Here is a 14,991-nt window from a genome sequence, read left to right on the forward strand (position 1 = left end):
CGGATCCACCGAGGGTTCAAAGGACTCCAGGACACCTTGGAAGCATCATTTATTTAAGTTAGATACATATTATATGTACGAAGGCATTTCATTTACACAAGATTCTTGACGCTACCCAAAATTTTGTAATTAATGGTGATGCTGGTACTGGTAAGACAGTATTATTAACGCACTTAATCGCAAGAATTTTGAACCAAGAACCAGACTTTAATATCGGTGTTGTCGTACAACCAAATTGGGAAAAAACGGGTAAAGAAATTTTTAGGGTTTATGGAATGAATAAGCGTAATTTAACGGTTACGACTTCAACTAAAATGATAAAAAGTGGTAAAAAGTATGATGTCGTTGTGGTTGATGAATCGCATAAGTTATCGCGTAGGTATGGGAAGCAGCATCCGTCCTTTAATGCTGTTTATAAAATTAATGGATTTGAAAAATGTCAATCACATTTAGAGATTTTAAAGGCTCTCGGTAAGCAAATTATATTGATGTATGATGTTTTACAAGCAATTCGTCCAGCTAATGTAACTAGAAAACAATTCCATCAACTGACTTCAGAATTTGAACAGCGATATTTAACTACTCAATTTAGAATTCAAGCACCAAAAGGGAAAAAATATACTTCGGATGATTATATCAATGGTATTAAATATCTTCTCTATAAAGATACAGGATTGTTAAAATATACAAATTTTGATTCTAACTTTAATCGTGATGTATTTAAAGACAGTACGCCTGATGCTTATTTTGGTTACTTTACCGAACAACCATTACATAACCTGATTGATTGGGTTGAGGAAGATCGAAATTTTCATCCAGAACATGTTAACCGAGTTTTAGCAGGATTAGTTGAGCCTTGGCAACAAAAAGATGGTAAAGATAAAAGTATTATGCATTGGCATGAAGGAGATATTTATAGAAGATGGAATTCTAGTCAGGAAAATTGGATTAATTCTAAGGATGAGGATGCTGAAGATCAAATTGGGTCAGTTTTTGCAGTGCAGGGAATTGATTTAAACAAAGTAGGCGTTTTGATTGGTAATGATCTTCAAGTAGACCCAAATGGTCATCTATTTGGTAATCCTGAGCACTTTTTTAATACAAATGGGAAATTTACTAAGACGGACTTTAAGGCTCCTAAAAATCGTAAGGAATTTACTTTCTTTGTACTCAACATCTATTATGTTTTGTTGACACGGGGAATTGATGGCATCCGTTTAGGCTTTTGGAAAAACAATGAATTTAAAATGTATATGGAGGAGACGTTGGATATAATTTAAGCTTTAATAATAAGTACAAGAAGCTTGTTGTTACGAGGAAAGATAGTACGACTCCCCCGTACCTAACGAAATAAAAAGACTTTTTACTGATCAATAGCCAGCGCATAGCAATATACACAACATCCTGAAATAAATTTTTGCTGGAATAAAAAGAACGACCTAGTATTCTTAAAGAGTATTAAATCGTTCTTTTTAATTAAATGTGTAAATTAATAGTTATTTGTTAGTTGGATTAAATTGTTTTTGTAGCTCATTCATTTGATTGATATCCTGTTGAAGTTCACTTTTTGCAGTACGGTACTCATTTTCGTAGTTAGGATCATTTTTAACTGTTTGTCTAGCTTTTTCGACTAAGCTATCGTGTTGCTGTGTTTCATTAAGTTCAGTTGTGATATTGTCAACCAAATCATCAGCAAGCATACGTTCGTTTAAGGTTGAAGTTTTTGATGAATCAAGACTGTCCCTATCAGTTTGAGCTTTTTTTAATTGAGCATTCATGTTTTGATAGTATAAAGCACTTTCTGTAGCTGTTTCAGTAGCTGTATCAAGTGTTCCTTTCATACTGTTCACTTTAGACAGTAGAGAGTTAATCGTTTCTCCTAACTGACTAATTTGATGTTTAAGTTGTTCATTTTTACTTTGAGTGGAATCACTAGTTGAAGCAGAATCAGTGTTAGAAGATGAGTTGATTGATTGGGCAGTTGAGAATGTTGTACTGCTGGTATTAGTGGTACTAGAAGAGGTGGCTGAGCTTGATACAGTAGGTGTGCTGTTTGTAACACTATTGATTTGATTATTACTTGATGATGGTTGATTAGAGGTAATATTATTTGCATTAGTTGTAGAGGTGTTACTTGTAGTATTTTTTACATTGTTTGATGATGATGCTGGGATTTTAGCACTTTTAACATACGTGGTTGTTGTCTTATATCCCTTTTTAATAACAGTTAAACGATATTTCCAATTAGCATGCAGCTTATGTTTTAATTTTAAGCTGAATTGACCTTTGCTATTGGCTTTTCCATAAGCATAAGTAGTGTGATAGCGGCTAAGCTTGATGGTAGCCAGTTTTGTGGCTGATCCTTTCACATATGTACTTTTGCTAGTTAATTTAGCAAATTTAACACTTGTACTTCTAACATTAGCTTGAGCAATTCCGCTAACTAGAAAAATACTAGCAGCGGTGGCAATGGTGACAACGGATTTATTCATAATTTCTCCCTTATGAAGTCTTTGATACTATTAATATAGTCCTACTTTTATTACTTGAATAGAGCATTTGGTAAATGGTTTTAAATGTATGCTGCTTTTGACATATAGGAGTAGGCAATATACTGTTTTATGACCTAATTCAAGTTTTAAATGGTCAAAAATACGGAATAAAATCAAGTTTTTATCAAAACACCTTTCAATGTGCTATAAAGCCCGTTGTAAAGGCGCTTTTGATTTAAATATATTAGCTATATTTAATTGTGTTCTGTTCCATTATTGCCTTATCAAAAAAGTGATGTAATTATCTCCGTTGAGATTGATTACATCACTAATATTAGTAAGTTTGTGTATCAGCGAAAGAGGTGGAAGTTGGCTGTCTAGTAGGGGAGGACTGGATAGTTGAACAAAAGCACTGATACACGATTTGAATAGATGAAAAAATTTAATGGAAAGAAATAGAAAGTGAGAAAGTGAATTTATGTTTGCAAGTGATGCAAGCCGTTAATGCTTATTACAACGGTAAGTTATGCGGGGCGGGCAGTATCTACCGCTGTAAAATCAGAAACGGTTTTCACCTGGCAAAACGCATTCACTGAATCAGCCTGGAGAACGGCTTTTTTGGGGACAATTGGCTCGAAAAAGGTTTGCTGTAAAATTGGGGCATTAGTTGTAGTGTCATTAGCGATCAACGTGTGATAGTCTTTTTCCACCGCTGCTATATCGACTGGTTGGATGGATAAGTAGCGGTTTTTATAATACATCACACTTTTTTGCGAGGGGTTATGCAATAAGCCCATCGTATGACCGAGCTCATGTTCTGCCACGTTGGTTTTCTCGGCATTGGTGTAACGGTATTTGTTTAGGATGCCCGTATTGAGCCGAGTTTGAGCTGACAGCAGTTGGGTACCAGTATAGTTGGAATAAGTGATACCAGCGATCGTACTGTAGGCTGGTGCCAAACTTGAAAAACTATCAGCTTGAATAGTGCCACCAGTAGAAACAAGTTTAAAATCAAAGGCATGAGTAGCGTTCCACTTCTTAATAGCGGCGTCCCAAATGGACTTGGTTGAGGTAGTTTTAACTTGAATCGTGGCACTAGGAGATTCGTATCGATAGGAGCTATACGGGGTCGCAGAGATGGTTTGAGCACGAATAGAATGACTTAGGAATCCGAAACCTAGCATGGTTGTCAGGATGACAATGGCAGCCATGCTTAAAACATAGTGAATGAAGCCATCTTTAGTTTTTTTCATTGCTACTCCTCCAAAGTAAACACATCAAAAAAATAAATTAGTTAATGGCATATACAAGCTGTGATAATGGGATGAGTATAGCACCGGCAAAAATACAGCTCCAAGAAAAAGACTTATCTTTACACAAATAAAACATAAATGTGAAAAGACCAAGAAAATGTTCTAACAAGCCTGTGCGTAGGGCGTTTTATGCTCAGAAAAATTGACCTTTAGAGATAAAAAAGAGCTTCTCATAATGAGGAGCTCCGTGACTTTGAGGTGATGCCAAAAAAGTCACCCTGATAACTTTAGCTGGTTTAGATATCTTGATTGTACCACGGTTAAAGCTTGAAGGCTGGATTGAAAAAAAGAGTGAAAAAACTGGTGTTAATAAAGCGTACGTTCAGTGAACGATTTATTTTAACCAATTATGTAAAACTATTTCGTTGAATTAACTATTAGTTTAAGGCCTAACGAGTATAATTAAACTCATATTAAAATAATAAGAGGTAGAGAAATTGGATTTCTTAGGTAAGACAGTGGTTTTAGGGTTATCGATTACATGTTTAGGGGTTGTTGGGAATAGTCAAACAGCAAAAGCGTCAACAGTAAAAGTAATACAATATAAGAACTTGAAGGCTGCTCAATATAAGGTAGTTAAAGATGCTAAGGGTTACTTGTACAAGACTGCAACACTAAAGACTAAAGTACATAGCATTAAGAGTTATTCAAAAACAAAGTTTGCTGTGTCTAAAGAGGCCATTGTAAGACAGCATAATGGTAAAAAGGCTGTATATTATCAGGTTAAAAGTAGCAAGGTTTCAGGGTGGTTCTGGCACGGTTATTTAGTCAAGGTAGCGTCTAAAAAGCCTACAATGACTCAGACTGCGGCTCAGCAACAACAAATTACTAATTTACAACAACAGATAAGTGATTTAAAACAGCAATTAAGCGATTTAAAGACTCAAAATTCTAATTCTACAACCACAACACCAGTTTCCACATCAACTGATGTTTCAGCACAGATTGCTAGTTTACAAAACCAATTAAACACTCTTAAGAGTGTTGGAACTGCTTCTGTTTCAAAATCAACTACCATGGGGAGCACCGGTGATGATACAACTAACCCAGATGATATTGCTAAAATGGCAACCACCGATGATGTGTTTAACGGAACACCTACGGAATATTATGTAGAGAATGGAGACACGATCTATTTGTATCCAGATAATCATGGTGATGGATATCCCACTATTATTGGCAATAATGATGGTTTACACTCTAGTGACTATTTAAAAACTTTACAAACTTATTCTGAAACCTCCACAAATAACTACGGTACTTTTTGGCTCACAGGGGGATATGTTCCTGTAGAGTATAAAGGGCAAAAAGGTTATGTAGATCCAGGGCATATATCTATTGTTCCTGTAAACAAGCCCTTTTATCAATTGGGAAATAGACCAGATGATGCTGGTTATGGCAATGTGGCACCTACAGACACAAAAGTTAAATTTACCAATTCGCTGGTAGATGGTGCTACTTGGACGCAGTATAGTAAAGACGTAAAAAATGGTAATACAATTAGATGGTATTACAATGCTACTACAAAGACTTGGAAAAATTAGAACGATTAGAGTAAAAGCGATGTTTAACGACACCGCTTTTTTTGTTCTAATTGTATTTAGAAATATGAAGACTAATTGGGGACAGCATGTTTTAAAGATAGGTGTTAAATCTTTTTATAAAGTTATGATGCCTGTTATTAAAATATAGTTCCATTGCGAAATTACATGGTTATCTTTGACACCTTGTTTTCTACAATTATTTTGATTTAGGATAGTAATTATAAATGGAATAATTTTTCTAAAAGACTGAATAGTAAATTAATAATTAAGCTAATTGAAGTAAGTGGATTAAACATATTGCATTGCAACATGTTTATTGATATAATATATGTATCATATTTCAAAGGGGGCATATTAGAATCATGGTTGAATGGTATACATTTAGTACGGCTAGTAAAAGAATAAATAAAAATAGAAATTATTTTATTAATAGATATAGAAAAAGTCCAGAATATTTTGAGCCCGATACTATTAAAATTTTAGATGGAATTAAATTTATAAGTGATGATGGTATTGAACATGTTTTGAACAAAATAAAAAAAATGGCCGCCCACGTAAGCAGCAATAGTGCTTTTGTGGTGAACTATTGAGTTGCAGCTCAATAATTACGGCCTATATTATTATACTTAGAATTGAGGATAAATTAAATTGAAAATTGCATATAAGACAAATTTAGGTAAGGCATATATAGGTGATTCGCTAGATTTATTAAAGCAATTACCTGAAAAAAGCGTTAATTTAGTTGTAACATCACCACCATTCGCACTATTAAGACAAAAAGAATATGGGAATAAAAATGGCGAAGCGTATATAGAATGGCTTGCTAAATTTGCAAAATTGATTATGCCCGTTTTAACGGATGATGGTAGCTTTGTGATTGATTTGGGAGGAGCGTATCAAAAAGGAAAACCAATTAGGTCTTTGTATAATTATAAAGTACTAATTAAATTTTGTGATGAACTAGGATATAAACTGGCAGAAGAATTTTTCTGGGATAACCCATCCAAGTTACCTTCACCAATAGAATGGGTCAACAAAAGAAAAATACGTGCTAAAGATGCAGTAGACACTGTCTGGTGGTTTTCTAAAGGTGATTTTCCAAAAGCCGATGTTACCAAAGTGCTTGTACCGTATTCCGATAGAATGAAAAAGTTATTAAAGAGTAAAAAGCATTATTATGATCCTGCACTTCGTCCTTCAGGTCATAATATTTCAACTGGTTTTAATAAGGATAATGGTGGGGCACTTCCTTCAAATCTGCTAACAATTCCCAACTCAGAGAGTAATTCACATTATCTGCACTATACAAGAAAATTAGGAATAAAGGCGCATCCAGCTCGATTTCCAAGTAAATTACCAGAATTTTTTATTAAATACTTAACTGATCCTGGAGACGTTGTTGTAGATATTTTTTCTGGTTCAAATACAACTGGACAAGTTGCTGAGTCCTTAAATCGAAAGTGGATTTCTTGTGAACTAGAACCACAATATGTTGCTGCATCTGCATTCCGCTTTTTTGAGGATATAGATGATGGAAAGCAAGCATATGATAATATTATGGATAGCAAAAGTATTACTATAAATTAAATTAATATGATAAGATTAATGTCATTAATATGGAGGTATATTGATGACATTTTTTGATAGTTCCCATAAAAAAGAAATAGAAGGACTTAATAAGTTATGGGGAGCACTTGCAGACCTGGAAAAATTAGGAAAGCAAAAAGGAATTGACGATATTTTTCAAGATAATGGTGCCAAAGTTTTACAGCAAGTAATTATTAGTGACTTATCATTTCTACCTGGTAGAGAGGGAAATGATGCAATTGATAAAAATAATGTAGAATGGGAGTTTAAGAGTCTAAATACTGAAACTACTGCCTCGGGATTCTCTACAGATCATCATGCAACGCATGAGCTATTACAACGATTTAACTCTGTGCCGTGGTTGTTTTCATTTTATGCTGGTATTCATTTACAAGAAATGTATGTTTTGTCACCTGGTGGGTTATCAAAATGGACAGAACATCAACGTAATCATTTAGATGAAAGAATAAGGGAAGGCAAAGGAAAATCTCTTAATAATCCTAAAATTCCGATAAAGTATGTTAAGAAACATGGAACTAAGATTTTTCCCTTCCCGCAATCACCAATTGATCCAGCAACCTTAGATGGAAAATAATGAAGTTTGCAAAACATTTTATATTGATTAGATTGATAATAAAAAGCCGTTGCTCGAACTGAGTAACGGTATTTCATTGCCCTCATTAATATGATATTTACAGAAAACTTACAGAAAAAATATTGAATATATACGATCATAGCAACTAGTATAATTTAAAAAATGCTATTGTTTCGGTGTTTTACTAATCTACACTAAACTAGCCGAATTACATTATTACCAATTAGAGTCCTCGGGGGGCGCAATATAGTGTTTACCGGTTCGTACGGTTGAGCAGAATGCTGATGTATCGGCATTCTGCTTTTTGTTTGGTGACAGAATTGGTGACTTTTTGAATCGTTTTCGGTAAATTTTCGGTAAATTATTAAACTTTCAAAACTCAATGGAAGGATACTCCCATCTAAGACAATGTATAAAGAATTATTGAAACTAGTTAAAATTAGAATCGAATAAATCGTTCAGGGAGTGTCAAATATTTTGTGTAAATGGAAGTCCTCTCCCATTAGTCAGCTGTTAATACATTGATTCTAAAGTATCCTGAATTGGTTTGAATCCTCGATGGACTCGCTCAAAGTTGCGACCATTATAGTCACGGATAACTGTAACCAAGATCCGTTCTAAAGCCGATTCATTGGGGAATTGTTCCTTCTTTTTGGTCTGACGCTTTAACTTTTTGTTGAAGGATTCAATCAAGTTGGTGCTGTAAATACTACTGCGAATTGCAGCTGGAAATGTGAAACAAATCAAGAGGTGGGGATTATCTTTTAGGCTGTTCGTTACCTTGGGATAAGCCTTTTGCCACTTGGTGATGAAACTCGTTAAAGCCTGTTTGGCATCGCCCATGGTGGCTGCTTGGTGAATCAGTTTGAAGTCATTTAGGGTCTCTTGACGGTCCTTAGTTCGGACGTGAGCCTCGATATTTCGACTGATGTGGACTAGGCACTGTTGAAGCTTAGCTTTAGGGTAGTGATTGCCAATCGTGTTGGTAAGCCCAACTAAACTATCGGCCACGAATAGGAGAACCTCTTTTACGCCACGCTGCTGGATGTCTACGAGAAGCTCTTCCCAAACTGTACTGGATTCGGTTGGGGCGACTTGATATCCTAGGACTTCTTTCATCCCATTTGGCCGAATACCAATTGCGATATGCACCGCTTCTTTAGCTACTGAGTCCCGGCGCAAAGGTAAGTAGGTTGCGTCCACGTAAATGACTGCATAACGGCTTGCCAGCGGTCGAGTCTTGAAGGCGGTGACCTGTTGGTCAACGACCTTCGTTAAGTTAGATACGGTTTGTGGTGTGTAATGAGCCCCATACATTTTCTCAATCAGATCGGCGATTTCACTGGTTGTGATCCCTTTTTCGTAGAGCTGAACAACTGTGGCTTCTAAGCTATCCGTTTGACGCTGATAACTTGGGACAGTCTGCGTATTGAAGGCACCATTTCGATCACGAGGGACCTCTAAACTTAGTTCTCCATACTTAGTCTTAAAGGTCCGCAGATAGTGCCCATTGCGCGAATTACCGCTGTTAAAGTCTTGACGATCATAGGGCTCATAGCCGAGGAACGACGTAAGTTCCTCATGCATTAAATCATTGATAGCCGTTTCCAAATATTGCCGGAAAACTTCATCCAAATCTTGCTTTTGTGCTAGTGCTGCCATAATTTCTTTGTTAAACTGAGTCATGGGGAAAGCCTCCTATGTCCTATGAAGTAAGTGTGGTTGCTAATTATCATAAGGGAGAGGCTTTCCCTTTTCAATCGCTTATTTTTCTATTTACACATAATTATTTAAACACTCCGTTGCCAGTTAGTATGAGCGTTATTCAAACAATTGCGCACGGTGCGTTTTGAAAAATCATTGGCTTTTTCGGCTCTAAAAATCGAGTAGCGGTTAAAGATGGTGGTCAGTAACCATTCGAAGAGCAACTCGGTGCGAATACCACGCGATTTCGAAATATTAGATTGGCGTAATGTAGCGGAAAGGTGTACCAATTTAGAAAAGTGACGAAAAGAATGGTGAATATTAGTGGAATTGTATTGTATAGTAGACATGGGCATGAAACTCCTCCGTATATTTGGGCTTGGACACTTTAAGTATACAGACGTGGAGTGATTCATGTCTATTTTTGTACAATAAAGCCCCGGCAAGCCGGGGCTTTATTGTACATTTTTAACTTTCAACCTTTAGTTGAATTAACGCTTTTTTTGCTGATAGTTGTCCGAATGCGAATTATATCCTTGGAATAATTTTTGTACTCTTGGTGTCATTTGGTTTGCCACTTACCTTGAATAGTTTTAGGTGTTCCTCTGTACCAACTGGCAGCATCCGCTACTAAAATAGTATTACTACCACTTAGGACGGCTAATCCCATGATGAGACTTAAAGTTCCGGTAATTATTTTGTTATTCAATGCAATTTTCCCTTGCTTTTAGTTATTTGAGATTATTTAACGTCTATAGAGGTATTCTTTAAAATGTCGTTGGCTAATTTTTAGCTTATTGTGGCTATACCGCTTGACCTTAATCACACTAGTACCTGAAAAAAGCTCTTTCCCCTTAATTTGATATGTATGATTACCTAAATATTTATAACTTGCCCCGATAGCATTTGGTGCTGCTATATCTTCAGTAGTGTTCCCATCCGGTTGTTTTTCTTGGTCAGTTGAATTGAAGCTCTTCCTAGTGATGGTAACAAGCTCGCGTTCTTGGGGCATTTTCTTTTCTTCACTGTGCCAGTTGGTTTTCCATTTTCCTTGAACTGAAATAGGCGTACCTTTATGCCAACTAGCAGCATGAACAGGAATGGTGCCGTTACCTAAAATAGTTAAGCCGATAGCCAGGCTTAAAGTTCCGTTAACTAATTTACTATGCAATGTAATGCTCCTAACTTATTTATCTTCTGTAGAGGTACATTTTGAAGTTATATCCGTAATCACGTCCAAAAAGCTCAATTTTAGTATGACTGCATTTTTTTGCTTTAAACGTCCACGTACCAGTCATTTCCTTCCCTCTAATCTGATAAATGTGTTTGCCTAAATACTTATAGCTTGCTCCTATAGCGTCTGGTTCCCCCATATCTCCTGTGCCATCAGAGTTATATAAACCTGAATCAATACTTCTTTTGCTAATGGTTGTTCTCGTTCTTGTTCTAAGTGTTTTTGAATCACGGTGCCATTTGCTCTGCCACTTGCCTTGAAGTGATGTAGGTGTACCTTTATGCCAGTTAGCAGCGTGGGCAGAAATAGTATTACTATCACTTAGAACGACTAACCCAATGATAAGACCTAAAGCTCCGTTAATTATTTTACTATTCACTACAGTTTCCTCTTATCTTCTATTTATTTAACGTCTATAGAGGTATTCTTTGAAATGCCGTTGGGTAATTTTAAGCTTGTTGTGGCTGTACCGTTTAACTTTAAAGGTGTTAGTCCCTGCTAGATCTTTTCCTTTAATCTGGTATGAGTGGTTGCCCAAATACTTATAACTTGCACCTATGGCATCTGGCATTCCCATATCTGTCACCGTATTGTAGTGCCCTTTCAGTTTTGTCTTGCTAACATCAAGGGATACAACGTTTTTTCGGCTGATGTTAGACAATTCGCGTCCTTGAGAGACTCCTTTATCAATGACGTGCCACTTTGTTCGCCACTTGCCTTGAAGTGATGTAGGAGTACCCTTGTGCCAGTTAGCAGCATGAGCTGAAATAGATTCACTACCCAACACAGTTAGGGCAATAGTACAAGTTAAGACCCCCTTGATTAAGTGATTATGCATCGTGATACCTCCTAAATGTGATAATAAAAGTATAGCACTGACTAGTCGGACAATTTGTGTACCTTTCTTAAGGTGTGAAATGATAGATTAGATTCATAATATGTGTGCTATAGTTCCCCCTGAGATTGACAGGTGAAGTAATATAAAGTTAACCATGCAATGTATTTCAAATTTAATTTAAATATTGGGGGGATTTATGTGAAACAGCGCAATGCATTTTATATGTTATTGATGTCGTTAGCATCGGTATTGCTGTTTTTAGGGATTAATACTACGGGCGCTTCGGCCAAGGATAGTTTTGGATATCAAGGATTTTGGTATGAAGCTGCTGGAAAGCAGGCCACAGCTTGGGGAATTGACGATTCAGATGGAAACGAGCACACATATCCAGCTAATATCGTTATTCCAGAAAAGGTTGTAGATCCAGATAATGGGCAAACGTATACGGTGACCAAAGTTGGGAAAGGGGCCTTTCAATCGGGTGCATATGGAACCACAAAATCCGTCCATTTACCTGATACAGTGGCTTCAATTGGCGAATCGGCCTTTGAATCTGACCGTCTTACATCGTTCACTGCTCCGCGAAATTTGAAATACGTTGGTGAAGATGCGTTTGAATCCAACAAGATTTCGTCCTTAAAACTAAACAAAAAGTTGGTTAGTATAAGTTGGGGTGGGTTTGCTTTTAATAAGATTACAACCCTTAATTGTCCATCAACTCTTCGGTCCATTGGAACTGCCGCATTTGTATCGAATAAATTAAAGACAGTTAAGTTTAATAAAGGACTAAAAAATATATCACGGTACGCATTTGAAGGTAATAAATTACACGTTCATACACTGCATATTGCTAAATCAACAAAGGTTTCCAAGCTTGCCTTTGACGAGAATTACAAATAAAATGATTTTTGAATGGCTTATTGATAAATTCGAGATATAAAGCAACTGAATTTCTAAAGGTAGATTTTGGCCTAGTTTGAGAATCCAATTTTTCTAAAATCAATTAAAACTATCTGAAATTGAATATAACTAAATTACTGATGAAGTCCGGTATTCGAGGAGCTTTGAAACTATAAAAAATGATTGAAATAGGATCCTTAAACTTCGGTGCTCATGATTCGAGTTAGACCCTTAAAGGGTGCAATATATATATGTTAAATAAAGAGATTACATCGACTTTAATGACGTCAATGTGGTCTTTTTTAATGGTTCTACCTGCATAACTAATCTGCTAACCAATGATCCCCCAACATAATCTCAACCCCAAATAAATTTATAACCGGCAAAATCCGTGCCATGGGTGTTTTTAGTTCACGTAATCGAACTTGTGTTCAAACACTGCATATTGATATTTAATCCCGACCACGATACTATATATAGTGTTGAGAAAGGGGAATCGCTATGCAAGTTGCAGTTAAACGTTTAATAACATTATCAGATGATTTTATTGAAAGGGTCAAAGCCGAGATCACACCACATTGGGGTCCACTGGGCTGGGTCACTTACAAACGTACATATTCACGTTGGATCGAGTCAGAAAACCGTCATGAAGAGTGGGATGAAACCGTTAAGCGGGTCGTAGAAGGTAACGTTAACCTGGATCCACGCCTTCACGAAGACCACATTGATCCAGCAGTGATCAGTGAACTTGAGACCGAAGCACAAGATCTCTTTAAATTAGTTTATAGCCTTTCCGCTACACCATCAGGCCGCAACTTGTGGATTTCTGGGACACCATATCAAGAACGTAACGGCGATGCATTAAACAACTGCTGGTTTGTCGCAGTTCGGCCGCAACCATACGGCGACAGCCACATTGTGCCGGAATATCTTGATCAAGACCAGCCAGCGGTTTCAATGCCGTATTCATTTATGTTCGATCAGTTGATGAAGGGCGGCGGTGTCGGCTTTTCAGTTGTGCAGGATAACGTGCGCCAGATTCCAGCTGTGGACAACAACATTACCTTAACGATCTTGGTCGATAAGGCCAGTCAGTCTTACACGGATTCCGTTGCGCTGGGTGCCACCGATAAGCAGCAGTGGTTAGCTGACCACACCTTGGATGACGGTCGCTACTACAAATTACCAGATACTCGCGAAGGCTGGGTTTTAGCGAATGCCAGTCTGATAGATATGCACTTCAACGGGACTAACCCGGACCGCAAGACTAACCTGATCTTAGATGTTAGCGACATTCGGCCAAAAGGTGCCAAGATCAAGGGCTTTGGCGGTACCGCTTCTGGTCCAATGCCGTTGATTGAAATGTTATTTGATATTAATACCCTACTAAATTCTCGTGTCGGTCACAAGTTAACGTCGGTTGACTGCACCGATGTGGGTAATTTGATTGGTAAAACGGTAGTGGCTGGGAACGTGCGGCGCTCCGCTGAGTTAGCCTTAGGTTCCAGCAACGACGATGCCTTCATTACCATGAAGCAGGATCAAAAGAAGCTCTATCACCATCGCTGGGCATCTAATAACAGCGTGGCAGTTGATACGCATAAACAGGATTACACCGCGGTTGCCGATTCCATTTTACACAATGGTGAACCAGGAATCGTTAACCTAGAATTGTCTAAAAATTACGGCCGGCTAGTCGATGGTCGTCAGGAAAACATTGACGGCGCCGTTGAAGGAACGAACCCCTGTGGTGAGATCTCACTGGCTAACGGTGAGCCTTGCAACCTCTTTGAAGTCTTTCCTTCCGTCGCAATGGAGCAGGGTTTTGACCTCGACCAAGCCTTCACGTTAGGGACCCGTTTCGCTAAGCGGGTGACCTTTAGTGACTACGATTGGGAAGTTTCCCGCAACGTCATTAACCAGAATCACCGTATTGGGATCTCCATGTCAGGTATTCAAGATTGGATCTTAAAGGCCTTCGGTAATCGAGTAGTCCGTGGCTTTAAGGACGGCATTGACCCCGAGACTCACGAAGCCATCAAAGAACCCATTTATGATCAACGGGTAGTGGCTAAGTTTGACGAACTGTATCACGCTATCGTGGCAGCCGATAAGACCTATTCCGAAGCATTGGGCTGTGCACCTTCCCTGAAGCATACTACGGTTAAGCCATCCGGAACCGTTGCCAAATTAGCCGGTGTTTCTGAAGGGATGCACTTCCACTACGCCGGGTACCTGATTCAACGGATCCGGTTCCAAGACAGCGATCCGCTGCTACCAGCATTACGGCTGTCTGGCTACAAGATGGAACCAGATATTTACACGAAGAACACCGTTTGTGTTGAGTTCCCGGTTCGGGCCGCTCACGCTGACAGCAAAGAGTTTGCTTCAGCAGGGACCGTATCGATTGCAGAGCAGTTTGCCACCCAGGCCTTCTTACAGAAGTACTGGTCAGATAACGCTGTCAGCTGCACGATCACCTTCCAGTTGAAGAAGGAGAGTGACCAGATTGCTGGTCTGATGAAGCAATATCGGTTCAGCATCAAGTCCACTTCGTTGCTGCCATATAGCGGTAGTGGGTTGAAGCAGGCACCTAAGGAACCAATTTCTAAAGACGTCTACGAGCAGCGCAAAGCCCAGATCACCAATAACGTGAAGGACGTCTACACTTCACTGAATACGATGGATAAGAAGGACCTGGAACTGATCGACCAGTCCGACTGCATCGGGGGCGCTTGTCCAGTTCGGTAGATTTTGGTAATCACGCAAATTCATAAGAATAGT

At 38.1% G+C, this 14,991-nt stretch carries 13 protein-coding genes and 1 pseudogene; 7 read left to right on the forward strand and 7 right to left on the reverse strand.

Annotated features, from left to right (window positions below):
- Positions 1-176: 176 nt before the first annotated feature.
- Positions 177-1,280, forward strand: coding sequence for a DNA/RNA helicase domain-containing protein (locus CES79_RS10505; RefSeq protein WP_235870465.1), 1,104 nt, complete (start codon positions 177-179; stop codon positions 1,278-1,280).
- 216 nt (positions 1,281-1,496) lie between these two features.
- Here the strand turns inward: CES79_RS10505 and CES79_RS12870 are convergent, their stop codons facing one another.
- Positions 1,497-2,492: a hypothetical protein gene (locus CES79_RS12870; protein ID WP_089137154.1), complete on the reverse strand. Its 996-nt coding sequence runs from the start codon at positions 2,490-2,492 to the stop codon at positions 1,497-1,499.
- Between the two features lie 524 nt (positions 2,493-3,016).
- Positions 3,017-3,745, reverse strand: a complete 729-nt coding sequence (locus CES79_RS10515; RefSeq protein ID WP_089137155.1) for a matrixin family metalloprotease — start codon at positions 3,743-3,745, stop codon at positions 3,017-3,019.
- A gap of 497 nt (positions 3,746-4,242) precedes the next feature.
- Between CES79_RS10515 and CES79_RS10520 the strand changes: the two genes are divergently transcribed.
- From CES79_RS10520 to CES79_RS10535, 4 genes are all read left to right on the forward strand, one after another.
- Positions 4,243-5,349, forward strand: coding sequence for a hypothetical protein (locus CES79_RS10520; RefSeq protein ID WP_089137156.1), 1,107 nt, complete (start codon positions 4,243-4,245; stop codon positions 5,347-5,349).
- A gap of 362 nt (positions 5,350-5,711) precedes the next feature.
- Positions 5,712-5,939, forward strand: coding sequence for a hypothetical protein (locus tag CES79_RS10525; protein WP_054655778.1), 228 nt, complete (start codon positions 5,712-5,714; stop codon positions 5,937-5,939).
- Between the two features lie 58 nt (positions 5,940-5,997).
- The gene (locus tag CES79_RS10530; RefSeq protein ID WP_089137157.1) at positions 5,998-6,936 is read left to right on the forward strand and encodes a DNA-methyltransferase; all 939 of its coding nucleotides are present in this window, start codon (positions 5,998-6,000) and stop codon (positions 6,934-6,936) included.
- Between the two features lie 43 nt (positions 6,937-6,979).
- Positions 6,980-7,531: a PDDEXK family nuclease gene (locus CES79_RS10535; RefSeq protein WP_089137158.1), complete on the forward strand. Its 552-nt coding sequence runs from the start codon at positions 6,980-6,982 to the stop codon at positions 7,529-7,531.
- 513 nt (positions 7,532-8,044) lie between these two features.
- On the opposite strand, the gene CES79_RS10540 is transcribed toward CES79_RS10535, so the two are convergent.
- The 5 genes and pseudogenes from CES79_RS10540 to CES79_RS10560 form a co-directional block, all read right to left on the reverse strand.
- Positions 8,045-9,217, reverse strand: a complete 1,173-nt coding sequence (locus CES79_RS10540; protein ID WP_089137159.1) for an IS256 family transposase — start codon at positions 9,215-9,217, stop codon at positions 8,045-8,047.
- Between the two features lie 107 nt (positions 9,218-9,324).
- Positions 9,325-9,585: pseudogene (locus tag CES79_RS10545) on the reverse strand (IS4 family transposase); the annotation flags it as partial.
- 395 nt (positions 9,586-9,980) lie between these two features.
- Positions 9,981-10,406 (reverse strand): hypothetical protein, encoded by a 426-nt coding sequence (locus CES79_RS10550; protein ID WP_089137160.1) that lies wholly within the window; start codon positions 10,404-10,406, stop codon positions 9,981-9,983.
- Positions 10,407-10,425: 19 nt separating this feature from the next.
- Entirely contained in the window at positions 10,426-10,848 is a 423-nt protein-coding gene (locus CES79_RS10555; RefSeq protein WP_089137161.1) for a hypothetical protein, read from the reverse strand.
- 27 nt (positions 10,849-10,875) lie between these two features.
- Complete coding sequence (locus tag CES79_RS10560; RefSeq protein WP_089137162.1) at positions 10,876-11,307, reverse strand: hypothetical protein; 432 nt, start codon at positions 11,305-11,307, stop codon at positions 10,876-10,878.
- A 198-nt stretch (positions 11,308-11,505) separates the two neighbouring features.
- Between CES79_RS10560 and CES79_RS10565 the strand changes: the two genes are divergently transcribed.
- Together CES79_RS10565 and nrdJ are read left to right on the forward strand one after the other, a co-directional pair.
- A complete protein-coding gene (locus CES79_RS10565; RefSeq protein ID WP_054655787.1) occupies positions 11,506-12,207 on the forward strand; it encodes a leucine-rich repeat domain-containing protein in 702 nt (233 codons plus the stop codon).
- Between the two features lie 501 nt (positions 12,208-12,708).
- Complete coding sequence (nrdJ, locus tag CES79_RS10570; protein WP_054655789.1) at positions 12,709-14,958, forward strand: ribonucleoside-triphosphate reductase, adenosylcobalamin-dependent; 2,250 nt, start codon at positions 12,709-12,711, stop codon at positions 14,956-14,958.
- The last annotated feature ends 33 nt before the right edge of the window (positions 14,959-14,991 follow it).

Source organism: Secundilactobacillus silagei JCM 19001, assembly GCF_002217945.1.
Classification (GTDB): Bacteria; Bacillota; Bacilli; order Lactobacillales; family Lactobacillaceae; genus Secundilactobacillus; species Secundilactobacillus silagei.

Bases quoted from the DNA above. Each gene is read 5' to 3' on its own strand.
- CES79_RS12870 (WP_089137154.1), bottom strand. From the start codon at position 2,492: ATGAATAAATCCGTTGTCACCATTGCCACCGCTGCTAGTATTTTTCTA.
- CES79_RS10515 (WP_089137155.1), bottom strand. From the start codon at position 3,745: ATGAAAAAAACTAAAGATGGCTTCATTCACTATGTTTTAAGCATGGCT.
- CES79_RS10525 (WP_054655778.1), top strand. From the start codon at position 5,712: ATGGTTGAATGGTATACATTTAGTACGGCTAGTAAAAGAATAAATAAA.
- CES79_RS10535 (WP_089137158.1), top strand. From the start codon at position 6,980: ATGACATTTTTTGATAGTTCCCATAAAAAAGAAATAGAAGGACTTAAT.
- CES79_RS10540 (WP_089137159.1), bottom strand. From the start codon at position 9,217: ATGACTCAGTTTAACAAAGAAATTATGGCAGCACTAGCACAAAAGCAA.
- CES79_RS10560 (WP_089137162.1), bottom strand. From the start codon at position 11,307: ATGCATAATCACTTAATCAAGGGGGTCTTAACTTGTACTATTGCCCTA.
- nrdJ (WP_054655789.1), top strand. From the start codon at position 12,709: ATGCAAGTTGCAGTTAAACGTTTAATAACATTATCAGATGATTTTATT.